Here is a 21070-nt window from a genome sequence, read left to right as displayed (position 1 = left end):
GCTCCATTACGGTGATGTGACATTACCGTAATTGCGTTGCTCGTCAAGCGCAGCCACATTACGGTGATTGCGAACGTTTACGCAGGAGATGGAAGATGGCCGCCGGAAGCAGACACGGACGCGGAGCCGATCAGGTGTCGCTTCGATTGCCAGAGGGTATGAGAGACTCGCTTAAGCGGATCGCCGACCTGAATGCGAGATCGATGAACGCCGAGATCATTGACCGGCTGGAAAAATCTCTTACCCGGTGGTTCTATATCGACCTACCACAAGATCTTTTTGATAAGATTGGAAGGTTACCGGCACCGCTTTTGAACGAACTAGAAGAAACTGTCACTGCTTATGCCATAAATCGTGTTGAAGACACTCTAGAAAGGCACGATTACTCCCGGATGAATATGCTCCACGATTTCAACAAGCTGCTGAAGGATCTACCTGACAGCCAGAGGGCCAAGCTAGAAGCAGAGTTTGCGCGTCTTCTGAAACGTGCTGGTCTTGACGAAAAAGACGACAAAGAAGAATGAGCGTCCGCAAGCGTTCCTGGACGACCGCTACCGGCGTTGCCAAAACCGCCTGGATTGTCGACTACACGGACGGCGCCGGCAGGCGCCGGCTGAAAACATTCAAGCTGAAGAAGGAAGCCGATGCCTTCGCCGCCACTGCGACGGTCGAGGTTCGGGATGGCGTCCATGTCGCCGACAGCGCCAGCGCCACGGTCGGGGCAGCAAGCGCTCTATGGCTCAAGTCAGCCGAACGCCGCGTTGAGCGGGGCACCCTCGCCCAATATGGCCAGCACGTGAAGCTGCACATCAACCCACTACTCGGGACCACCCTGCTGTCCCGGCTAACTGTGCCCGTCGTGCGGCAGTTTGAGGAAGACCTCCTCGACGCAGATCGATCACCGGCTATGGTGCGCAAGGTGCTAGTCACGCTCGGCTCGCTGATCGCCGATGCGCAGGAGCGCGGACTTGTAGTGAGGAACGCCGTCAGAGAGAAAGGTCGCACCCGACAGAGGGGCCGAGACCGTCGCCTGGACAGACGCCAGAAGGGCCGCCTGAAGGTCGGAGTGGACATCCCGACGAGGGAAGAGATCAAGAGGCTCGTGAGTGCTCTGGAAGGCCGCTGGCGCCCGATCTTGCTCACGGCCATCTTTACTGGCCTGCGCGCATCCGAGCTTCGCGGTCTGCGGTGGAGCGATGTGGATCTGGACCGCGGCGTAATCCACGTCCGCCAGCGAGCGGATTACCTGAACGAGATCGGCAGCCCGAAATCAGAGGCAGGCGAACGGGCGGTCCCTGCCCCGCCCATCGTCATCAACGCACTGCGCGAATGGAGGCTGGCTTGTCCGAAGGGCGGAGCCGGCCTGACGTTCCCGAATGGCGCCGGCAAGGTCGAGAGCCACGCAAACATCGTTCAACGCGGATTGCAGCCCGCCATGATCGCGGCAGGCGTCACCACGGTCGAACCATCGCCGGACGGGAAGGACATCATCGTGGCGAAGTACCCGGGCCTTCACGCGCTGCGCCACTTCTACGCGTCCTGGTGCATCAATCGGAAGGAAGATGGCGGGCTCGGCCTGCCGCCGAAATCGGTTCAGGAGCGCCTCGGACACTCGTCGATTGCGCTGACGATGGACACCTATTCCCACCTGTTCCCGGCGAGCGATACGGCCGAAGAGATGGCCGCTGCCGAGGCCTCGCTTCTGGCATGAACGCGACACAGATGCGACATAGACAGGCCAGCGCCATATAACGCAGGGAGTATTTGCGGACTTTTAATCTGTAGGTCCAGGGTTCGAGTCCCTGCGCGCTCACCACAATTCTAGCACCACAATTACTGATGCATCGGACGCAGATTTCGCGCGCCGGTCCTTCGGTTTCCTGAACCGAAAACATGTTTCTGACGGTCGTCAGTACACGAGTACGGCGCCCTTTCGTTGCCGAAACAACCCCTGATTGACTCTCGGATAGCTCCGCCACAGTGTCGCCTTGTTTAGAATCGGAGATACATGTGAAGCGAGTTTTATCTATTGCTTGCGTGGGGTTAGCTGTCACAGGCTGCGCAAAGCGGCCCGATGCGATTCTACCGGTCGACGTGCCGATGGCTGCATACGGCAACCTGAATTGCGAGGCTCTCTTGCAAGAGCATCTCCGTGAGCAAAGCGCTCTTGCGACCATCTCGCAGCAGCAGAATCAGGCCGCTACCGGCGATGCGGTTGGAGTGTTTATGCTCGGGGTCCCCGTTTCGAGTACGTTCGGCGGGGACAAGGAAGGTCAGGTCGCTGTGAGCAAGGGCAAGGTCAACGCGATCGACGCAAATCTGCGCGCCAAGAATTGCCGCGCTTCAGCCGCGGGTGCGGCGAGTTAGGGATCGAGATGTCGGCGCCGCGCCAATGCGGCGCCGATTTTACCCTTACAGGTCGAGGGCTTCTGCGAGCACCGGCTCCCTGTAAAATTCGTCACTTGCCTCGTTCGGAACCGGCAATCGACCGAGTCCTCTCGCGACCGGCGCTAGTACCGGTCGCATGCCAGGCCGAAGAGGCGTAATCGGTACGGTCGAAGGTGATCACCACCGAGGGAACGACCATGTCCGCCAGCAAGCTCTTCATCGTGCAGCAATTCGTCAAGCAGGGCCGCCGCCTCGGCAATGGCCAGACGATGCAGTTCAAGACCGCCGAGGAAGCCCGCCAGCGCGCCGATCGCGACGGAACGCGCCTCGGCCATGTCGTCGGCGTCGTGGCGGTCGAGCAGACCGTCGACGTGGAGACCGGCGAGGTTCTGGAAGAGCCGGTCGTGCTGACCCGCCACGGCGAGGTGCCGGCCGAGGTCGCCGGCGAGTAGCACCGACCGCTTCGCGACACGCCATCGGGCGCGGCAACGTCGGTCTCCATTGCGCGGGCGGCCCGGTGCCAGCGTCGTTCTCGCTTTCCATTGGAGCCGAAGCGCCGGCCCGCACGTTGCTGCGCGAGAACCGGGGCAACCTGTTCGACGGATTCGTCGGCAGCGCGTTGCCCGACATCGTTCGCCAAGGGGGAGCCGACATGGACAATCGCGAGGAAAGCCCGCGCGAGCGCAGCCGCAACCACGCCGCGATCGGGTGGCTGGCCGTGATCGTCACCCTGGCCGCGATCGGCGCCTTCGTCCTCGCCGAAGGCAGTGGCGATCCGTCCGACGGCCTGCAGCCGGGGGCCGCGGCGCCCGCCCCGACCGAACCGGCGCAGTGACCGGTCCCGCCGAGCGCGCGAAACGTTCGGCCGTCTCAGTCCACCCAGACGGATGGGAACAGCAGGATCAGCACGGTCACCAGTTCGAGGCGGCCGAGCAGCATGTTGATCGAGAGAATCCACAGCGCCGGATCGGGCAGACTGCCGAAATTGCCCGCGGGCCCGATGATCTGGCCGAAGGCCGGGCCGACATTGGCGACGGTGGCCAGCGACCCGGTGAAGGCGGTGGTGAGGTCCAACCCGCACATCGACAGCGCCACCGTGCCGGTGAGCAGCGTGCCGAAGAACAGGAAGAAGAAGATCGTCACCGTCTGCAGGACATCGGTCGAGATCACCTGATTGCCGTAGCGCAGCCGTTGCACCGCATGCGGGCGCACCAGCCGGTGCAGGCTGGCCCGCACCAGGAGATAGAGGATCACCAGCCGGTTGGCCTTCACGCCCCCCGAGGTCGACCCGGCGCAGCCGCCGATGAACATCGCCGTGAAGAAGATGCCGATCGCCGCGTTCGACCACAGCGTATAGTCCTCCGACGCATAGCCGGTGGTGGTGATCACCGAGACCAGGTTGAAGGTGGACGAGATCAGCGCCTCGCCGAACGGCGTGTCGTTGATCGTCCGCCGGCTGGCCGCCAGCGTCAGGCTGAGCACCGCGCAGATCACCAGGAATACCGGGATCTGCGGATCGCGCCAGCGCTGGAAGCGCCGTGGCAGGAAGGCGCGGATATAGATGACGAAGGGCAGCGCCCCGAGAATCATGAAGACTGTCGCGGCGATCAGGATGGCGTCGCTCTCGAAAAAGCCCATCGAAGCGTCGTGGGTGGAGAAGCCGCCGGTCGCCACGGTCGTCATGGCATGATTGATCGCGTCGAACGCGCCCATGCCGAGCATCACATAGGTCGCCATGCAGGCGATGGTCAGCGCCACATAGGCGCCGAGCAGTCCGGCGGCGAGTTGGTTCACCCGGGGCAGGACCTTGTCCGAACGGTCGGAGTTTTCCATCTGGAACAGCGACAGGCCGCCGGCGCCGAGCGACGGCAGGATCAGGATCGCCATGCCGATGATCCCGATGCCGCCCATCCACTGCATCAGCGAGCGCCACATCAAGAGCCCGCGCGGCAGGACGTCGAGACCGGAGATCGCCGTGCCACCCGTCGTGGTGAGGCCCGACATCGCCTCGAAGAAGGCGCCGGCATAGGAGAGCTCCAGCGACGAGAAATACAACGGCAGCGACGCGACCGTCGGCGCGAAGACCCAGATGGTCGTGACCAGCAGGAATCCATATCGCTGGCTCAGCCGGGCCTGGCTCTTCCTCCGCGTCGCCGTCGCCACGAGGGTGCAGAACGCCCCGATAAGGAAGGCCGAGCCGATGAATACCTGCCAGTCGTCGTTCTCGTCGCCGAGATCGACCAGGGCCGGCACGAGCATGGCAGCCGCCACAGCCAGCCCGAAGATCGCCGCGACATGAAAAATGGACTGAAGAATGCCGGCTCCCCCAAGCAGCTTGCGGCATCCGATCCGGCTGCCGAGCGATAGGATTGTCTAGCCAAGCCTGCGCGGATGAGCAATCTGCCCTGTGCCGGCCCGCCCCCATGCCAGTCAGCGGCGGAGAAACCTCTTTGCGATGACGGCCTTGGCTCCCGCGCCGCGGCATGCCGCCCTCTTGCTTTGGCGGCCGCAAAGGCCGACACCGTGCATATTCCCAAGAAGGACGAATTCCATGGCGTTGCCACGCATGACCCCCGAGAGCCGCGCGCTGCTCGTTCAGCTCAAGCGCGAGCCGGTCGATCTCCCCGCGACGGGCCTCATTCCCGACCTCAAGCAGCTCGGCTTCATCGAGCACCGCGATTCCAAATGGCGCCCGACCCGCACGGGCAAGGATTATCTCAAGACGCAGCGCTGAGGTTCTTCCGGCGGGCGCCAACGCCCGCCAAGCCCGGTCCCGCCGGCTGATCCGGCGGTAACCCGGCATCTGCATCGGAAGGGCCGTTCCTTGTCTTGATGCGCGTCTGCGCTCAATTACGAGGGATGACCCTCGCACCCCAAAGCCCAGAGCATCAGCACATTCTCGACCGGATCCAGACCGGCGCGGATGCGCTGAACCGTGCCCTCGAAGACGCCGCAGCCGCCGGATTGCGGATCGATCTCCGCCTCACCGATGCGCCGGTCCGGGTCGTGGCGGCACTGGCCACCCATGAGGAAGGCCGTCGTCCCTGCGACCTCAACTCGGCCAATGACGGCTGAGAGGTCATCCGACGCAATGTAGTGGCCGGCCTCACGGTAAGTTGCGTGGCGGCCGCTTCCCCCTTGCGGCGTTCGCGCCGATCCTTTCGGTCCGACGGAAGGAGTGCAGGATGCGACGACGCGTGATTTTGGCCGCAGCGGCGGCATTGACCTGGACCGCCGCCTTTGCCGGGCCGGCCGCGGCCGGCGATGCCGAGGACATCCAGGCGACGATAGGCGCCCAGCTCGACGCCTTCCGCGCCGGCGACGGTGCCGAAGCCTATTCCCATGCAGCCCCGAACGTCCGGGCTCTCTTCCCCTCGCCGCGATCCTTCATGGCGATGGTGAAGCAGGGCTACGATCCGGTCTATCGGTCCGAGAGCGCCGTCTTCGGCGCGTTGAAGCCAGAGGGCGCCGGCTTTCGCCAGGAGGTGAACCTCACCGATTCGCGCGGGCGAAGCTGGGTGGCGAGCTATACGCTGGAGCGCCAGCCGGACAGCACGATGAAGATCACCGGCTGCACGATCCGCAAGGGCGACGATCTGGCCGTCTGACGTGGCGCCGAGGGGCTGCCGCCTGCTTGTGCCGGCTCAGCCGTATGGCGGCAGGTCGCCGCGCGCCCAGCCGGCCTTGGTGGCGGCGGCAAAGTCCTCGAAGCCGCCCGCCTCGATCGCCGCGCGCATGCCGGCCATCAGCGACTGGTAATAGGCCAAATTGTTCCAGGTCAGCAGCATCGAGGCCAGCGCTTCGTTGGAGCGCACCAGATGGTGCAGATAGGCGCGCGAATAATCGCGGGATGCCGGGCAGTTGGAGGCTTCGTCCAGCGGCCGCGGGTCGTCGGCATGGCGGGCGTTCTTCAGATTGACCTTGCCGAAGCGCGTATAGGCGAGACCGTGGCGACCGGCCCGGGTCGGCATGACGCAGTCGAACATGTCGATGCCCCGCGCCACCGATTGCAAGATGTCGTCCGGCGTGCCGACGCCCATCAGGTAGCGCGGCTTTTCCGTCGGCATCACCGGCAGCGTCTCGTCGAGGGTCGCCAGCATCACGTCCTGTGGCTCGCCGACCGCCAGTCCGCCGACCGCGTAGCCCTTCAGGTCCATCGCCGCCAGCCGTTCGGCCGAACGGACCCGCAGGTCGATCAGGTCACCGCCCTGGACGATGCCGAACATCGCCTTGCCCGGCTGGTTGCCGAAGGCCTTTGCCGAGCGTTCGGCCCAGCGCAGCGACATTTCCATGGCGCGCTCGATCTCCGCGCGCTCGGCCGGCAGGCGGATGCATTCGTCGAGCTGCATCTGGATGTCGGAATCCAGAAGTCCCTGGATCTCGATCGAGCGTTCGGGCGTCAGCTCATGCTTCGAGCCGTCGATATGCGAGCGAAACCGCACGCCCGTCTCGTCGAGCTCGCGCAGGCTGGCGAGCGACATCACCTGGAAGCCGCCCGAATCGGTCAGGATCGGATGCGGCCAGAGCGCGAAGTCATGCAGGCCACCCAGCCGGGCGACGCGCTCGGCGCCGGGCCGCAGCATCAGATGGTAGACATTGCCGAGGATGATGTCGGAGCCGAGGTCACGCACCTGGTCGAGATACATCGCCTTGACCGTGCCGGCGGTGCCGACCGGCATGAAGGCCGGCGTGCGCACTTCGCCGCGCGGCATGGTGATGACACCCCGACGGGCCTTGCCGTCGGTGGCGATCAGCTTGAACTGGAAGGTCTCGCTCATGCCGCGGCCCGGTCGAGCAGGCAGGCGTCGCCATAGGAATAGAAGCGATACTCGTTGGCGATGGCGTGGGCGTAGGCGGATTTCATCGTGTCGATCCCGCTGAATGCGCTGACCAGCATGAACAGGGTCGAGCGCGGCAGGTGGAAATTGGTCATCAGCCGGTCGACCGCCCGGAAGCGGTAGCCCGGCGTGATGAAGATGTCGGTGGGGCCGGAGAAGGGCCGGATCGTCCCATCGGCGTCGGCCGCGCTCTCCAGGAGCCGCAGCGATGTCGTGCCGACGGACACGATGCGGCGACCCGCGCGGCGCGCCGCGTTCAGCCGTTCGGCGCTCTCCTCGGTGACGCGGCCGATCTCGCTGTGCATGCGGTGGTCCGCCGTGTCCTCGGCCTTGACCGGCAGGAACGTCCCCGCGCCCACATGCAGCGTCAGATATTCCGTGGCGATATCGCGGGCGGCAAGGCGCGCGAACAGATCGGGGGTGAAATGCAGTCCCGCCGTCGGCGCTGCGACGGCGCCGTCCTCGCGGGCATAGACGGTCTGGTAGTCGGTGCGGTCCTGGGAATCGTCGGGACGCTTCGAGGCGATATAGGGCGGCAGCGGAATATGCCCGACGGCAGCGATTGCCTCGTCCAGCGCCGGGCCGGACAGATCGAAGCGCAGCGAGGCTTCGCCGCCCTCGCCGCGGGTTTCCACCGTGGCTTCCAGCGTGCCGGCGAGGCAGGCATTGCCGCCATGGCCAAATGCGATGCGGTCGCCGACCTTGACCCGCTTGCCGGGTCGCACGAAGGCCACCCAGCGGTCCGGCGCCTCGCGCATGTGCAGGGTGGCAGAGATCTGGGCAACGCCCTCGCCCTCAACCGAGCCCGGGCGCCGGCGCAGCCCTTCGAGCTGCGCCGGGATCACCTTGGTGTCGTTGAAGACCAGGACATCGCCCGGTGTCAGCAGCGACGGCAGGTCGCCGACCGTCTGATCGGCCAGCGCACCGGCCGGATCGACGCAGAGCAGGCGCGCGCTCTCACGCGGAGAGACCGGCCGGAGCGCGATCCGCTCCGGCGGCAGCTCGAAATCGAACAGGTCGACGCGCATGCCGGATCGTGTCGCCGGGCCTAGAGGTCGGCTGCGACGCGCATGGTGGTGATGGAGTCCGGATCCTGGACCGGCTCGCCCTTCTTGATCTTGTCGACGTTGTCCATGCCCTCGATGACCTCGCCCCAGACACTGTACTGGCGGTCGAGCCACGGCGCGCGGTCGAAGCAGATGTAGAACTGCGAATTGGCGGAGTTCGGGTTGGCGGTGCGGGCCGCGGAGACCGTGCCACGCTTGTGCGGCTCGGCGGAGAACTCGGCGCGCAGGTCCGGCTTGTCGGAGCCGCCGGCGCCGGTGCCCGTCGGGTCGCCGGTCTGGGCCATGAAGCCGTCGATGACGCGGTGGAAGACGACGCCGTCGTAGAAGCCCTCGCGAGCCAGTTCCTTGACGCGGGCGACATGGTTCGGAGCCAGATCGGGCCGCAGCTTGATGACCACCTGGCCCTTGGTCGTCTCGAGGACCAGCGTATCTTCCGGATTGTCGTAGGCCATCTCGTTCTCCTTCGATTCAAACATGCAAAACAGGCGGCTCCGATCACCGGAACCGCCATTCATGCCCTTACTTGGGCGGATTCGCCTGTGGGCACAAGCCTCGGCGAACCGCGGGAGCGTCAACCTCAGCCGGCGTCGCCGCCGACGGTGACCTTGACCATCGCATCGGGCTCGTCGACCGAGCCGTTCTGGGCCGGATCGCCCTTCTTGATCGCGTCGACGGTCTCCATGCCCGAGACGACGTCGCCGACCACGGTGTACTGGCCGTCGAGGAAGTCGCCGTCGGCGAGCATGATGAAGAACTGCGAATTGGCCGAGTTCGGGTCCTGCGAGCGCGCCATGCCGACGGTGCCGCGGTCGAAGGTCTCGTCCGAGAACTCCGCCTTCAGGTCCGGCTTGTCGGAACCGCCCATGCCGGTGCCCGTCGGATCGCCGGTCTGGGCCATGAAGCCCTCGATGACGCGGTGGAAGACGACGCCGTCATAGAAGCCTTCCTTGGCGAGTTCCTTGATCCGCTCGACATGGCTGGGGGCGAGGTCGGGCCGCAGCTGGATGTCGATGTCGCCATTCTTGGTGGTGATCACCAGCATGTTGTCCGGATCGGACGACTGGGCGCCAGCAGGCATGGCAAAGGCGGTGGCGGCCAGGGAAACGGCCAGTCCCAGCGATGCGAAAATCTTCATGTCGGACTTACTCCAGCTCTCGCGCCTGCGCTCGGCGTCAGGCGGTCTTTCCTCGTATCGCCTCGGCGACATTGGCAGGAACGAACGCACTCACGTCCCCTCCCATGCGGGCGATCTGCCGAACCAATGTGGCGGTTATGGGCCTTGTCGCAGGCGACGCGGGAAAGAACACCGTCGTCACCTCGGGCCGCATGACGCCGTTCATGCCCGACATCTGCATCTCGTAATTCAGGTCGGTGCCGTCGCGCAGGCCGCGCACGATCGCCGTCGCGCCGGCCTCGACCGCCGCATCCACCGCCAGGTTGTCGAAGGCGACGACGCGCAGCTCGGCATTCGACGTGCCACCGGCGCAATCGGCAATCAGCCGGGCCCGCTCGTCGAAGCTGAACATCGGCGTCTTGCCCGGATGCACGCCGATGCCGACGACGACCGCGTCGAAGACCGCCAGCGCCTGGCGGAGAATGTCGAGATGGCCGTTGGTCATCGGGTCGAACGACCCGGGATAGAAGGCGCGTGTCATGTCGTCCTGTCCCCTCGCATGCGGCATTCGTGAGACGCCGCGGACCGCCCGCCGATGAACGGATGATGAACCACGGCTTCCGGCATCGTTCAGCGAAACGCTGCTATCTGGAACGAATTGCAACGCGGTCCGTTGTCAAGTCGAATAATGGAGAAACACGATGCTGGTCTTCGCCCTGTCCATCGCCATGGTCGTCACCCTCGCAACGGCGACCGCGATCACCCTGCACAATGAATCCCAGGCGCAGCGCCTCCGCGTGACCGCCAATCGCACGCGCACCATGCGCTGAGCCGGTTCGGCCGTTGACGGAGCCGGGTGTTGAAGCACCGGTTCCGGAGTAAGCGACGAACGGACTGGCCTGTAGCCGAGCCCTGATGCGAAAAGGACTGCCGCGATACGATCGCGGCAGTCCTTTTTTCGTTGCACGGGCGGCGGGTCTATTCCTGCGGCGGAACATCACCGTCGGGCGCGGCATCGTCCGGACCCGTTCCGTCCGGCGTCGAACCGTCGATGCCGCCGTCTTCGATGTCCCCGTCGATCATGTCCGCCTCGGCTTCGCCGGCCTCGTCGGCGCCCTGATCAGGGATGCGCTCGACCGAGACGACGCGCTCGCCGTCGGCCGTCTTGAAGATGGTGACGCCGCGTGTCGCGCGACCGGCGGTGCGAATGCCCTCGACCGGCACGCGGATGAGCTGGCCGCGATCGGTGACCAGCAGGATCTGGTCGCCGCTCTCCACGGGGAAGCCCGCCATGAGCTGGCCGATCTCGGAGGCCCGGCTGGTGTCGGTGGCACGGATGCCCTTGCCGCCACGGCCGATCACCCGGAACTCGTAGGACGACGACCGCTTGCCGTAGCCGAACTCGCTGACCGTGAGGATCATCTCTTCCGCGGCGCTCAGATAGGCGTAGCGCTCCTGATCGATGGCGACGTCGCCGGCGCCCTCTTCCTCGACTGTCGGTTCTGCGGTGAGATCGGCATCGGACGCGCCTTCGACGGCACGGCGCATCTTCAGATACGAGGCGCGTTCGGCCGGGGTCGCATCGACATGGCGCAGGATTGCCATGGAGATGACCCGGTCGCCCTCGCCCAGCGAGATGCCGCGCACGCCGACCGAGTTACGGCCGGCGAAGACGCGCACGTCTGTCGCCTGGAAGCGGATGCACTGGCCCGACGCCGCGGTCAGAAGAACGTCGTCGTCCTCCGAGCACGTCGCGACGGCAAGGATCTCGTCGCCGTCCTCGTCGAGCTTCATGGCGATCTTGCCGTTGCGGTTGACCTGGGTGAAGTCGGACAGCTTGTTCCGGCGCACCGTGCCGCGGGTCGTGGCGAACATGACGTTCAGCTCGGCGGCTGCGTCCGGATCGCTCGGCAGCGGCAGGATCGAGGTGATCCGCTCGCCCTTTTCCAGCGGCAGCATGTTGATCAGCGCCTTGCCGCGCGACTGCGGCGAGGCCAGCGGCAGCCGCCAGACCTTCTCCTTGTAGACGATGCCGCGCGACGAGAAGAACAGCACCGGCGTATGGGTGTTGGCGACGAACAGCCGGGTGACCGAATCCTCGTCGTTCTTCAGCGACATGCCGGCGCGGCCCTTGCCGCCGCGACGTTGCGACCGGTAGGTCGCCAGCGGTACGCGCTTGATGTAGCCGCCGTGGCTGACGGTGACGACCATGTCCTCGCGCGGGATCAGGTCCTCGTCGTCCATGTCCGCCGCGCCCTCGGAGAGCTCGGTGCGGCGCGGCGTCGCGAATTCGTCGCGAACCGCGATCAGCTCTTCCTTGATGATCTCGCGAACGCGGACGCGCGACGACAGGATCTCCAGATATTCCCGGATCTCCTCGCCGATCTTGTTCAGCTCGTCGCCGATCTCGTCGCGGCCGAGCGCCGTCAGGCGCTGCAGGCGCAGGTCGAGAATGGCGCGGGCCTGTGCCTCGGACAGACGATAGGTGCCCTCTTCGGTGATGCGGTGGCGCGGATCGTCGATCAGCCGGATCAGCGGCGCCACGTCCTTGGCTTCCCAGGCGCGGGTCATCAGCTGCTCGCGGGCGGTCGCCGGATCGGGCGCGGCCCGGATCAGCTTGATCACCTCGTCGATATTGGCGACGGCGATGGCCAGGCCGACGAGGACATGGGCGCGCTCGCGCGCCTTGCGCAGCAGGTACTTGGTGCGCCGGTTGACCACTTCCTCGCGGAACGAGATGAAGGCCGACAGCATGTCGGGCAGCGTCATCTGCTCGGGACGGCCGCCATTCAGCGCGACCATGTTGGCGCCGAAGGTCGTCTGCAACGGCGTGAAGCGGTAGAGCTGGTTCAGGATGACGTCGGACGACGCATCGCGCTTCAACTCGACGACGACGCGGTAGCCGTCGCGGTCACTCTCGTCGCGAATGTCGGAGATGCCCTCGATCCGCTTCTCGCGGACCAGATCGGCCATCTTCTCGATCATCGTCGACTTGTTGACCTGGAACGGCACCTCGGTGATGACGATCGCCTCGCGATCGTTGCGCATCGGCTCGACATGCGCCTTGCCGCGCATCAGGATTGAGCCGCGACCGGTCGAATAGGCCGACAGGATGCCTGCACGGCCCAGGACGATGGCGCCGGTGGGGAAGTCGGGCCCCGGAATGAAACCCATCAGCTCTTCCAGCGTGATCGCCGGATTGTCGATCATCGCCACGCAGCCATCGACGATCTCGCCGAGATTGTGCGGCGGGATGTTCGTCGCCATGCCGACGGCGATGCCGCCGGAGCCGTTGACCAGGAGGTTCGGGAACCGCGCCGGCAGGACGACCGGCTCCTGCTCGCGACCGTCGTAATTGTCCTGGAAGTTGACGGTTTCCTTGTCGATGTCGGCGAGCAGCGCCTCCGACACCTTGTACAGGCGCGTCTCGGTGTAGCGCATGGCGGCCGGCGGATCGCCGTCGATCGAGCCGAAATTGCCCTGCCCCTCGATGAGCGGCGCGCGCAGCGACCAGTCCTGCGCCATCCGGACCAAGGCGTCGTAGATCGAGGAATCGCCGTGCGGATGGTACTTACCCATCACCTCACCGACGACACCGGCAGACTTGCGGTACGGTCGGTTGAAGGTCAGGCCCATGCCGTGCATCGCGTAGAGGATGCGCCGATGCACCGGCTTCAGTCCGTCGCGCACATCGGGAAGCGCACGGCTGACGATCACGCTCATGGCGTAATCGAGATAGCTGCGCTGCATTTCCTCGATGATCGAGATGGAATCGATACCGGTGGGTCGCTCCGGCGGCGTCGTGATGTCGTCTTCGGCCAAGACTGTGTCCCGATTGACTCAAAATTCGTGTTCTGCCTATAGCCCGAACAGCCCGCAGGAGCAATTGCAGCGCCCATTTGCGCGGCCTCGAAAGGCCAATGTTGCCAGCCGCTTACGCGCTATCCAAAAGAAACCGCGACATGCGCCCGGCGCCCAGCCGCCGAAAACCCGGCTGCGCGGCGGGAATCAGCCGATTCGGCGGTTTTCCACCCGACGGCCTTTGACCGGCTGGCGCCACCTGTTATCGATGGCCAAGGCTTCACGGGATCGCGGAACCCATGTTCGATCTTCTCCTGTCGGGGTTCGTCACCCTCTTCGTCATCATCGACCCGCTCGGGCTGGTGCCGCTGTTCCTCGCCCTGACGCCGGAGATGAACGAGAAGGAGCGCCAGCGGACCGCGCTGCGCGCCTGCCTGATCGCCTTCGCGATCCTGACGGTCTTCGCCCTCTTCGGCCTCGGCATCCTGCGCACGCTCGGCATCACCCTCGGCGCCTTCCGGGTCGCCGGTGGCCTGTTCCTGTTCTGGATCGCCTTCGAGCTGGTGTTCGAGAAGCGCAATGAGCGCAAGCAGCGCAGCGCCAACAAGGCCGTGGACGATCCCGACGCCGCCGACGTCGCCGCCTTCCCGATGGCGATCCCGCTGATCGCCGGTCCGGGCGCCATCTCGGCGGTGATCCTGCTGTCGGGCTCGCTGCCCAGCCTCGGTGGTCAGGCGGCGCTGGTCGGGGTGATCTTCACGGCGCTCACCGTCAGCTTCGCCTTCCTTGCCCTCGCCCACCGGGTCGACCGGTTCCTCGGCGTTACCGGGCGCGCGGTGATCTCACGGCTGCTCGGCGTTCTCCTGGCCGCCCTCGCGGTGCAGTTCGTCGCCGACGGCGCCGCGGAGCTCATCCGCACCAGCCAGCAAGGCGCGACGGCCCTGAGCTGATCGCGACGCGACGCCGGCAGGGCACCATGGGCCTCGGCGCGTCACGTCGGGCGGAGCGCTCCGCAGTCCGTCGCCACGTCCCGTTCGCCCCATCCTCACAACGAAAAGGGCACCCGGCTTTCGCCGGATGCCCTCTCATTCTGCGATCGGTTTGGCGATCAGAACGGGATTTCGTCGTCGAGGTCACGGGACGAGCCGCCACCGCCGCCGCCGCCATAGCCCCGGTCGCCGCCGCCACCGCCGCCCTGCTCGATACGGCCACCGCCGCCGCCGCCGCCGCCGCGGTCATAACCGCCGCCACCGCCAGCACCGCCACCGCCGCCGCCGCCTTCGTTGCGGCCGTCGAGCATCTGCAGCTCGCCGCGGAACTTCTGCAGCACGACCTCGGTGGTGTAGCGCTTCTGGCCCGACTGGTCTTCCCAGCTGCGGGTCTGCAGCGCACCCTCGATATAGATCTTCGAGCCCTTCTTCAGGAACTGCTCGGCGACCTTCACCAGGTTCTCGTTGAAGATCACGACGTTGTGCCATTCGGTGCGTTCGCGACGCTCGCCCGACTGGCGGTCGCGCCAGGATTCCGAGGTCGCGATCCGCAGATTGACGACGGCGTCGCCGGAATTCAGGCGGCGGATCTCGGGATCGGCCCCGAGATTGCCCACCAGAATGACCTTGTTGACACTGCCTGCCATGACGAAACTCCAAATCTGAAAATCGGCGCGACCCTATCCGACCGCGCGACTGGACGAAAGCAGCCCGGGCCCGTCGTCCACCGCCTTGTCCGCCGCCGCTGAACCGCGATCTTCGGGCGGCGCCATTGCGCCGGCTCGGCCTTGACTGGAACAAAAAAAGAACATCATCTGACCGGAGTCAAGCAGAACGGTTCGGACCCCGCCTTGGAAGAGTCCGGTCCCGCACCTAAGTAGGGTCCGTTTCCCACCCGCAAGGACTGCATTTCGCGTCATGGCCGAACTCAAGACGATCTCCATTCGCGGCGCGCGCGAACACAATCTCAAGAATGTCGACCTGGAGATTCCGCGCGACAAGCTGATCGTGATGACCGGCCTGTCGGGTTCGGGAAAGTCGTCGCTCGCCTTCGACACCATCTATGCCGAGGGCCAGCGCCGCTATGTCGAGAGCCTGTCCGCCTATGCGCGGCAGTTCCTTGAAATGATGCAGAAGCCCGACGTCGACCAGATCGAGGGTCTGTCGCCGGCCATCTCCATCGAGCAGAAGACGACGTCGAAGAACCCGCGCTCGACCGTGGGCACGGTCACCGAGATCTACGATTATCTGCGCCTGCTCTTCGCCCGGGTCGGCGTGCCCTATTCGCCGGCCACCGGCCTGCCGATCGAGAGCCAGACCGTCAGCCAGATGGTCGACCGGGTCATGGCGCTGGAGGAAGGCACGCGGCTCTATCTGCTGGCGCCCATCGTGCGCGGCCGCAAGGGCGAGTACCGCAAGGAACTGGCCGAGCTCCAGAAGAAGGGCTTCCAGCGCGTTCGCATCGACGGCGAGTTCCACGACATCGCCGACGCTCCGGCGCTGGACAAGAAGTACAAGCACGATATCGACGTGGTCGTCGACCGCATCGTGGTGCGTGACGACCTGTCGTCGCGGCTGGCCGATTCCATTGAGACCGCGCTCGGTCTTGCGGACGGTCTGGCGATTGCCGAATTCGCCGACGGCGTCGACGAGAACGGCCATGCCAAACAGCTCGTCTTCTCGGAAAAATTCGCCTGCCCGGTCTCCGGCTTCACCATCCCCGAGATCGAGCCGCGGCTGTTTTCCTTCAACAATCCCTTCGGCGCCTGCCCGCGTTGCGACGGCATCGGCTCGCAGCAGGCCGTCGACCCCAAGCTGGTCGTGCCGAACGACGCCCTGACCCTGAAGGGCGGCGCCATCGCGCCTTGGGCAAAATCCTCCTCGCCCTATTACGGCCAGACCCTCGATGCGCTCGGCCGGCAATACGGCTTCAAGCAGAGCGATCGCTGGACCGAGCTGTCGGAGGAGGCCCGCAACGCCATTCTCCACGGCACCGGCAAGCAGAAGATTGAGTTCCGCTACAATGACGGCCTGCGCTCCTACAAGACCACCAAGGTCTTCGAGGGCGTCGTCACCAATCTGGCGCGTCGCTGGAAGGAGACGGAATCGGCCTGGATGCGCGAGGAGATCGAGCGCTTCATGTCGGCGACCCCCTGCCCGGCCTGCAACGGCTACCGGCTGAAGCCCGAGGCGCTGGCGGTGAAGATCGCCGGCTGCCATGTCGGCGAGATCACCGAGCAGTCGATCCGCGCCGCCGCCGGCTGGTTCGAGGAGCTGCCGTCCAAGCTCACCGACAAGCAGAACGAGATCGCCGTCCGCATCCTCAAGGAGATCCGCGAGCGGCTGCGCTTCCTCAACGATGTCGGCCTCGACTATCTGACACTCTCGCGGGCCTCAGGCACGTTGTCGGGCGGCGAGAGCCAGCGCATCCGGCTGGCTTCGCAGATCGGCTCGGGACTGACCGGCGTTCTCTATGTCCTGGACGAGCCCTCGATCGGCTTGCACCAGCGCGACAATGCGCGGCTCCTGGAAACGCTCAAGCATCTCCGCGACATCGGCAACACCGTGATCGTCGTCGAGCATGACGAGGACGCCATCCTCACCGCCGACCATGTGGTCGATATCGGTCCGGCTGCCGGCGTCCATGGCGGCGAGATCATCGCCGCCGGCACGCCGGGCGAGGTCATGGCCAATCCGCGCTCGCTGACCGGTCGCTATCTGTCGGGCGACCTCGGCGTGCCGGTGCCGGAGAAGCGCCGCAAGCCGCAGAAGGGCAAGCAGCTCAAGGTCGTCGGCGCGCGCGGCAACAATCTCAAGAACGTCTCGGCCGAGATCCCGCTCGGCCTGTTCAACTGCGTCACCGGCGTGTCGGGCGGCGGCAAGTCCACCTTCCTGATCGAGACGCTCTACAAGGCGGCATCGCGGCGCATTTCCAACGGTCGCGACATTCCCGCCGAGCACGACCGGGTCGAGGGGCTGGAGCATCTCGACAAGGTCATCGACATCGACCAGTCGCCCATCGGCCGGACGCCGCGCTCGAACCCGGCGACCTATACCGGCGCCTTCACGCCGATCCGCGACTGGTTCGCCGGCCTGCCCGAAGCCAAGGCCCGCGGCTACCAGCCCGGCCGCTTCTCCTTCAACGTCAAGGGCGGCCGCTGCGAGGCGTGCCAGGGCGACGGCGTCATCAAGATCGAGATGCACTTCCTGCCCGATGTCTACGTCACCTGCGACGTCTGCCACGGCAAGCGCTACAATCGCGAAACGCTGGAGGTCACCTTCAAGGAGAAGTCGATCGCTGACGTTCTCGACATGACGGTCGAGGAAGGCGTCGACTTCTTCGCGGCCGTCCCGGTCGTGCGCGACAAGCTTGCGACGCTGAAGGAGGTCGGGCTCGGCTACATCAAGGTCGGCCAGCAGGCGACCACCCTGTCCGGCGGCGAGGCGCAGCGCGTCAAGCTGGCCAAGGAGCTGTCGCGCAAGGCGACCGGCCGCACGCTTTATATCCTCGACGAGCCGACCACCGGCCTGCATTTCCACGACGTCGCCAAGCTTCTGGAAGTGCTGCACGACCTCGTCGACCGCGGCAACACGATCGTCGTCATCGAGCACAATCTCGAGGTCATCAAGACCGCCGACTGGGTCGTCGACATCGGACCCGAGGGCGGCGATGGCGGCGGCGAGATCGTCGCCACAGGCACGCCCGAGGACGTGGTCAAGGTCGAGCGCTCCTATACCGGCCATTTCCTGCGCGAGCTGCTGGAGCGGCGGCCGGGCATCAAGCGCGAGGCGGCCGAATAGCGACCGCGGCTGAGAGGGGACCGACATGGCAGGACGCGGCACGATCCGCACGGGCATCGGCGGCTGGACCTTCGAGCCCTGGGAAGGAAGTTTCTACCCGGACGACCTGCCGAAGAAGCGTCAGCTCGAATATGCCGCATCGAAGCTGAAAACGATCGAGGTCAATGGCACCTTCTACCGGAGCCAGAAGCCGGAGACCTTCGCCAAATGGGCGAGCGAGGCGCCAGAGGGCTTCGTCTTCTCGCTGAAGGCGCCGCGCTATGCGGTGAACCGCAAGGTTCTGGCCGAGGGCGGCGAATCCATCCAGCGTTTCGTGGAGTCCGGCATTGCCGAACTCGGCGACAAGCTGGGACCGCTGCTGTGGCAGCTGGCCGCCACCAAGCAGTTCGACCCGGACGATTTCGGCGCCTTCCTGAAACTGCTGCCGGCCAGCGCCGGCGGCATCGCCCTGCGCAATGTCGTGGAACTGCGTCACGAGAGCTTCGCCTGCCCGCAGGCCGTGCAGATGTGCCGCGAGGCCGGCGTCGCCATCGTCTATGCCGAGAGCGCCGACTACCCCGAGATCGCCGACGTCACCGCCGATTTCGTCTATGCCCGGCTGCAGAAGGGCGACGCCGGGATCGCGACCGGCTATCCGGCCGACGCGCTCGATGCCTGGGCGGAGCGCGCCAGGCACTGGGCGTCGGGCGGCCAGCCCGCCGACCTGCCGCGGCACGATCCGGAGACGGTCGCGGCAGAGGCGCCGCGCGACGTCTTCGTCTATTTCATCCGCGAGGGAAAAGTCCGCGCGCCGCAGGCCGCGATGGCGCTGCAGGAGCGCCTGGACGACTGAGCCGTCACGCCTGCGCCACTCTCGTTGACATGAGCGCCGCGCGCTCCGGTCCGTCAGGCTGACGGCACCGCCGCCAGTTCGGCATGGACCCGCGGCAGCATCGGCGCCAGATCCTCGGCGATCAGGCCGGGCCCGAAATGCTCGGCGGCACGAGCGTGCATCCAGACCCCAGCGCAGGCAGCCTCGAAGCTCGGGGCGCCCTGCGCCAGTTGCGCGGCGACGATCCCCGACAGAACGTCGCCGCTGCCGGCGGTCGCCAGCCAAGGAGTACCGTTGGCATTGATCGCGGCCCGCCCGTCCGGTGCGGCGATGACCGTATCGCGCCCCTTCAGGATGATGACGGCGCCGGCGCGCCGGGCCGCACTCCGCGTCCGCTCCAGCTTCGACAGGCTCTCGTCGCTCGCAAGGTCGGGAAACAGCCGCTTGAACTCGCCGGCATGGGGCGTCAGCACCAGCGGCGTCCCGTCGTCGCTTGCCGCCGCCTTTGCCGCGGCAAACAGCGTCTCCGGTTCATCCTGGAACGACGTGATCCCGTCGGCATCGAGCACCAGCCGCCGGCCTGCTGCGAGAACCGTACGGGCGTAGCAACGCGCATCCTCGCCGATCCCGAAACCGGGTCCGAGCACGAAGGCGTTGGTGCGCGCATCGCTCAAGAGTGCGTCGAGATCCGCAGCATCGTTGCAGCGCTCCAGCATGATGGCGGTCAGATGCGCGGCATGGGCCATCAGCGCCGCGCCCGGCGCATAGACGGTGACGAGCCCTGCCCCGCCGCGCAGCGCGGCCATGGCGGCCAGCCGGGCTGCCCCGGTCCGGGCCATGCCGCCGGAAAACACCACGGCATGGCCGCGATCGTATTTGTGACCGGCATCGCGCGGCGATGTCGCCGGGTTGCGGAACAGGCCCGGCCCGTTGGCGAAGACCCGCGGCGCGATCATTTCGAGGACGGCGTCGGAGATGCCGATGTCGGCAACAACCACACGGCCGCAGGCGCTTCGCCCTGGCTCCAGCAGATGGCCCGGCTTTCGCCGGAAGAACGTCACCGTAAGATCGGCCCGGAGCGCCGTGCCCAGCGGCTCGCCGCTCGCACCGGAAATGCCCGACGGCAGATCGATGGCGACGACCGGTATCTGCACGGCGTTCACTGCCGCGATGGCCCGCGCCGCCTCGCCCTCCACGGGACGCGCCAGCCCGGCGCCGAACAGGCCGTCGACGACGAGATCGAAACCAGCATCCGGAGCAAAAGCCTCGAGCTTCTGCCACGGGCCGCCATAGCCGGCGGCCGCCAGTGCCGCATCGCCGTTGAGCGTATCCGGCGCGACGAGGCTGTAGACCGTCGGCTCGCAGCCGGCCTCGCTCAAGAGCCGCGCGGCGGCCCAGGCATCGCCGCCATTGTTGCCGGGACCGGCCAGCACCGCGATGCGCCGCGCCTTCGGAAAGGATCGGCGGATGGCCCCCGCCACCGCGGCCGCCGCCCGCTCCATCAATGCGATCCCGGCCATGCCACCGGCGATCGTCAGACGGTCGGCCTCGGCCATCTGCACCGGGTCGAGCAGCGCCAGATCATGTGCAGCAATTTTCGTCATGGAGTGTGCCTAATAAATGGACATTCTGATCACGGGATGTGCAGTCTGGGTGACATGGCGGGTGCCCTCGTGTAGCCATTCCGAGCACAGAGCAATCGGCGCTCCTGGGAGCCATCCACCGTGGATCATAGGACAGGAAGGCGCCGGTAACCGAAATTTCCGCTTTCCCGATCGTTCCGGTGGACTATTTCGAAGCGTTCACCGTAGGAGGTCGTCTTTGGCACGCGACCTGCTACAGCGGGTTCGACGGGCCGGCGGCCCGTGACGGGGACAACGTCGAGAAGGAATGTCGATGAAGAAGGTTGAGGCCATCATCAAGCCCTTCAAGCTGGATGAGGTGAAGGAGGCCCTGCAGGAAGTGGGGCTTCAGGGCATCACCGTCACAGAGGCCAAGGGATTCGGGCGGCAGAAGGGCCATACGGAACTCTACCGCGGGGCCGAATACGTCGTCGATTTTCTGCCGAAGGTGAAGGTCGAGATCGTCCTTGCGGACGAGACCGTCGCTGCCGCCGTGGAAGCCATCCGCAAGGCGGCCCAGACCGGCCGCATCGGCGATGGCAAGATCTTCGTCTCCAACATCGAGGAAGCGATCCGCATCCGGACCGGCGAAGCCGGCACCGACGCGATCTGATCCAGCAGCTTCCCACACACAGTCTC

Annotated in this window: 21 protein-coding genes and 1 pseudogene; 13 read left to right on the top strand and 9 right to left on the bottom strand. The window is 66.0% G+C overall.

Features of this window, described 5'->3' with window-relative positions:
• Positions 1–95: 95 nt before the first annotated feature.
• The 5 genes from ACEQX1_RS04770 (at position 96) to ACEQX1_RS04750 (ending at position 3223) form a co-directional block, all read left to right on the top strand.
• The gene (locus tag ACEQX1_RS04770; RefSeq protein WP_370194861.1) at positions 96–524 is read left to right on the top strand and encodes an Arc family DNA-binding protein; all 429 of its coding nucleotides are present in this window, start codon (positions 96–98) and stop codon (positions 522–524) included.
• The gene (locus ACEQX1_RS04765; protein ID WP_370194863.1) at positions 521–1711 is read left to right on the top strand and encodes a tyrosine-type recombinase/integrase; all 1191 of its coding nucleotides are present in this window, start codon (positions 521–523) and stop codon (positions 1709–1711) included. The genes ACEQX1_RS04770 and ACEQX1_RS04765 overlap by 4 nt, the downstream gene beginning before the upstream one ends.
• A gap of 299 nt (positions 1712–2010) precedes the next feature.
• On the top strand, positions 2011–2367 hold the full coding sequence (locus ACEQX1_RS04760; RefSeq protein ID WP_370196551.1) for a hypothetical protein: 357 nt from the start codon (positions 2011–2013) through the stop codon (positions 2365–2367).
• Between the two features lie 218 nt (positions 2368–2585).
• Positions 2586–2840 (top strand): hypothetical protein, encoded by a 255-nt coding sequence (locus ACEQX1_RS04755; RefSeq protein ID WP_060576900.1) that lies wholly within the window; start codon positions 2586–2588, stop codon positions 2838–2840.
• 116 nt (positions 2841–2956) lie between these two features.
• The gene (locus ACEQX1_RS04750) at positions 2957–3223 is read left to right on the top strand and encodes a hypothetical protein (RefSeq protein ID WP_370196550.1); all 267 of its coding nucleotides are present in this window, start codon (positions 2957–2959) and stop codon (positions 3221–3223) included.
• Between the two features lie 35 nt (positions 3224–3258).
• Here ACEQX1_RS04750 and ACEQX1_RS04745 read toward each other — a convergent pair whose 3' ends face one another.
• On the bottom strand, positions 3259–4659 hold the full coding sequence (locus ACEQX1_RS04745) for a TrkH family potassium uptake protein (protein ID WP_370194868.1): 1401 nt from the start codon (positions 4657–4659) through the stop codon (positions 3259–3261).
• A gap of 280 nt (positions 4660–4939) precedes the next feature.
• Between ACEQX1_RS04745 and ACEQX1_RS04740 the strand changes: the two genes are divergently transcribed.
• The 3 genes from ACEQX1_RS04740 to ACEQX1_RS04730 all read left to right on the top strand — a co-directional run bounded on the left by ACEQX1_RS04740 (position 4940) and on the right by ACEQX1_RS04730 (position 5996).
• Positions 4940–5122, top strand: a complete 183-nt coding sequence (locus tag ACEQX1_RS04740; protein ID WP_148233791.1) for a hypothetical protein — start codon at positions 4940–4942, stop codon at positions 5120–5122.
• 125 nt (positions 5123–5247) lie between these two features.
• Entirely contained in the window at positions 5248–5463 is a 216-nt protein-coding gene (locus ACEQX1_RS04735; protein WP_024350662.1) for a hypothetical protein, read from the top strand.
• A 110-nt stretch (positions 5464–5573) separates the two neighbouring features.
• Positions 5574–5996, top strand: a complete 423-nt coding sequence (locus tag ACEQX1_RS04730) for a DUF4864 domain-containing protein (protein WP_370194870.1) — start codon at positions 5574–5576, stop codon at positions 5994–5996.
• A gap of 36 nt (positions 5997–6032) precedes the next feature.
• On the opposite strand, the gene tgt is transcribed toward ACEQX1_RS04730, so the two are convergent.
• From tgt to coaD, 5 genes are all read right to left on the bottom strand, one after another.
• Positions 6033–7166 carry a tRNA guanosine(34) transglycosylase Tgt gene (gene tgt, locus ACEQX1_RS04725; protein WP_370194871.1) on the bottom strand — a complete coding sequence of 378 codons (1134 nt, stop codon included), beginning with the start codon at positions 7164–7166 and terminating at the stop codon, positions 6033–6035.
• Positions 7163–8254, bottom strand: coding sequence for a tRNA preQ1(34) S-adenosylmethionine ribosyltransferase-isomerase QueA (gene queA / locus ACEQX1_RS04720; protein WP_370196549.1), 1092 nt, complete (start codon positions 8252–8254; stop codon positions 7163–7165). Before queA ends, tgt begins: the two co-directional genes overlap by 4 nt.
• A gap of 20 nt (positions 8255–8274) precedes the next feature.
• On the bottom strand, positions 8275–8745 hold the full coding sequence (locus ACEQX1_RS04715; RefSeq protein ID WP_024350658.1) for a peptidylprolyl isomerase: 471 nt from the start codon (positions 8743–8745) through the stop codon (positions 8275–8277).
• A 125-nt stretch (positions 8746–8870) separates the two neighbouring features.
• On the bottom strand, positions 8871–9428 hold the full coding sequence (locus ACEQX1_RS04710) for a peptidylprolyl isomerase (RefSeq protein ID WP_370194876.1): 558 nt from the start codon (positions 9426–9428) through the stop codon (positions 8871–8873).
• Positions 9429–9465: 37 nt separating this feature from the next.
• On the bottom strand, positions 9466–9948 hold the full coding sequence (gene coaD, locus ACEQX1_RS04705; RefSeq protein ID WP_228240540.1) for a pantetheine-phosphate adenylyltransferase: 483 nt from the start codon (positions 9946–9948) through the stop codon (positions 9466–9468).
• A 160-nt stretch (positions 9949–10108) separates the two neighbouring features.
• Between coaD and ACEQX1_RS04700 the strand changes: the two genes are divergently transcribed.
• Complete coding sequence (locus tag ACEQX1_RS04700; RefSeq protein ID WP_266102134.1) at positions 10109–10237, top strand: hypothetical protein; 129 nt, start codon at positions 10109–10111, stop codon at positions 10235–10237.
• A gap of 148 nt (positions 10238–10385) precedes the next feature.
• Here ACEQX1_RS04700 and gyrA read toward each other — a convergent pair whose 3' ends face one another.
• Complete coding sequence (gene gyrA / locus ACEQX1_RS04695; protein WP_370194900.1) at positions 10386–13157, bottom strand: DNA gyrase subunit A; 2772 nt, start codon at positions 13155–13157, stop codon at positions 10386–10388.
• Between the two features lie 350 nt (positions 13158–13507).
• On the opposite strand from gyrA, the gene ACEQX1_RS04690 reads away from it, so the two are divergent.
• Positions 13508–14158: a MarC family protein gene (locus ACEQX1_RS04690; protein WP_370194878.1), complete on the top strand. Its 651-nt coding sequence runs from the start codon at positions 13508–13510 to the stop codon at positions 14156–14158.
• A gap of 158 nt (positions 14159–14316) precedes the next feature.
• Here ACEQX1_RS04690 and ssb read toward each other — a convergent pair whose 3' ends face one another.
• Positions 14317–14844: a single-stranded DNA-binding protein gene (gene ssb, locus ACEQX1_RS04685; RefSeq protein ID WP_370196548.1), complete on the bottom strand. Its 528-nt coding sequence runs from the start codon at positions 14842–14844 to the stop codon at positions 14317–14319.
• A 271-nt stretch (positions 14845–15115) separates the two neighbouring features.
• On the opposite strand from ssb, the pseudogene uvrA reads away from it, so the two are divergent.
• Together uvrA and ACEQX1_RS04675 are read left to right on the top strand one after the other, a co-directional pair.
• Positions 15116–17965: pseudogene (gene uvrA, locus ACEQX1_RS04680) on the top strand (excinuclease ABC subunit UvrA); the annotation flags it as partial.
• 58 nt (positions 17966–18023) lie between these two features.
• The gene (locus tag ACEQX1_RS04675; protein ID WP_370194882.1) at positions 18024–18830 is read left to right on the top strand and encodes a DUF72 domain-containing protein; all 807 of its coding nucleotides are present in this window, start codon (positions 18024–18026) and stop codon (positions 18828–18830) included.
• A gap of 53 nt (positions 18831–18883) precedes the next feature.
• Here ACEQX1_RS04675 and ACEQX1_RS04670 read toward each other — a convergent pair whose 3' ends face one another.
• Positions 18884–20413 (bottom strand): NAD(P)H-hydrate dehydratase, encoded by a 1530-nt coding sequence (locus ACEQX1_RS04670; RefSeq protein WP_370196547.1) that lies wholly within the window; start codon positions 20411–20413, stop codon positions 18884–18886.
• Between the two features lie 292 nt (positions 20414–20705).
• Between ACEQX1_RS04670 and ACEQX1_RS04665 the strand changes: the two genes are divergently transcribed.
• Entirely contained in the window at positions 20706–21044 is a 339-nt protein-coding gene (locus ACEQX1_RS04665; protein ID WP_024350649.1) for a P-II family nitrogen regulator, read from the top strand.
• Positions 21045–21070 lie beyond the last annotated feature (26 nt).

The sequence above is a fragment of the Aurantimonas sp. genome (assembly GCF_964217435.1).
GTDB classification, from domain to species: Bacteria; Pseudomonadota; Alphaproteobacteria; order Rhizobiales; family Rhizobiaceae; genus Aurantimonas; species Aurantimonas coralicida.
The sequence above is the reverse complement of the archived record's forward strand: the minus strand, read 5'-3'. Positions and strand labels throughout refer to the sequence as shown.

What these genes read in the sequence shown, in the direction of transcription:
- ACEQX1_RS04700 (WP_266102134.1), top strand. Translation starts at nt 10,109, where the DNA reads ATGCTGGTCTTCGCCCTGTCCATCGCCATGGTCGTCACCCTCGCAACG.
- ACEQX1_RS04765 (WP_370194863.1), top strand. Translation starts at nt 521, where the DNA reads ATGAGCGTCCGCAAGCGTTCCTGGACGACCGCTACCGGCGTTGCCAAA.
- ACEQX1_RS04730 (WP_370194870.1), top strand. Translation starts at nt 5,574, where the DNA reads ATGCGACGACGCGTGATTTTGGCCGCAGCGGCGGCATTGACCTGGACC.
- ACEQX1_RS04755 (WP_060576900.1), top strand. Translation starts at nt 2,586, where the DNA reads ATGTCCGCCAGCAAGCTCTTCATCGTGCAGCAATTCGTCAAGCAGGGC.
- queA (WP_370196549.1), bottom strand. Translation starts at nt 8,254, where the DNA reads ATGCGCGTCGACCTGTTCGATTTCGAGCTGCCGCCGGAGCGGATCGCG.
- ACEQX1_RS04710 (WP_370194876.1), bottom strand. Translation starts at nt 9,428, where the DNA reads ATGAAGATTTTCGCATCGCTGGGACTGGCCGTTTCCCTGGCCGCCACC.
- ACEQX1_RS04690 (WP_370194878.1), top strand. Translation starts at nt 13,508, where the DNA reads ATGTTCGATCTTCTCCTGTCGGGGTTCGTCACCCTCTTCGTCATCATC.
- ACEQX1_RS04770 (WP_370194861.1), top strand. Translation starts at nt 96, where the DNA reads ATGGCCGCCGGAAGCAGACACGGACGCGGAGCCGATCAGGTGTCGCTT.
- ACEQX1_RS04675 (WP_370194882.1), top strand. Translation starts at nt 18,024, where the DNA reads ATGGCAGGACGCGGCACGATCCGCACGGGCATCGGCGGCTGGACCTTC.
- ACEQX1_RS04670 (WP_370196547.1), bottom strand. Translation starts at nt 20,413, where the DNA reads ATGACGAAAATTGCTGCACATGATCTGGCGCTGCTCGACCCGGTGCAG.
- ACEQX1_RS04665 (WP_024350649.1), top strand. Translation starts at nt 20,706, where the DNA reads ATGAAGAAGGTTGAGGCCATCATCAAGCCCTTCAAGCTGGATGAGGTG.
- ACEQX1_RS04715 (WP_024350658.1), bottom strand. Translation starts at nt 8,745, where the DNA reads ATGGCCTACGACAATCCGGAAGATACGCTGGTCCTCGAGACGACCAAG.
- ACEQX1_RS04740 (WP_148233791.1), top strand. Translation starts at nt 4,940, where the DNA reads ATGGCGTTGCCACGCATGACCCCCGAGAGCCGCGCGCTGCTCGTTCAG.
- tgt (WP_370194871.1), bottom strand. Translation starts at nt 7,166, where the DNA reads ATGAGCGAGACCTTCCAGTTCAAGCTGATCGCCACCGACGGCAAGGCC.
- gyrA (WP_370194900.1), bottom strand. Translation starts at nt 13,157, where the DNA reads ATGCAGCGCAGCTATCTCGATTACGCCATGAGCGTGATCGTCAGCCGT.
- ACEQX1_RS04735 (WP_024350662.1), top strand. Translation starts at nt 5,248, where the DNA reads ATGACCCTCGCACCCCAAAGCCCAGAGCATCAGCACATTCTCGACCGG.
- ssb (WP_370196548.1), bottom strand. Translation starts at nt 14,844, where the DNA reads ATGGCAGGCAGTGTCAACAAGGTCATTCTGGTGGGCAATCTCGGGGCC.
- coaD (WP_228240540.1), bottom strand. Translation starts at nt 9,948, where the DNA reads ATGACACGCGCCTTCTATCCCGGGTCGTTCGACCCGATGACCAACGGC.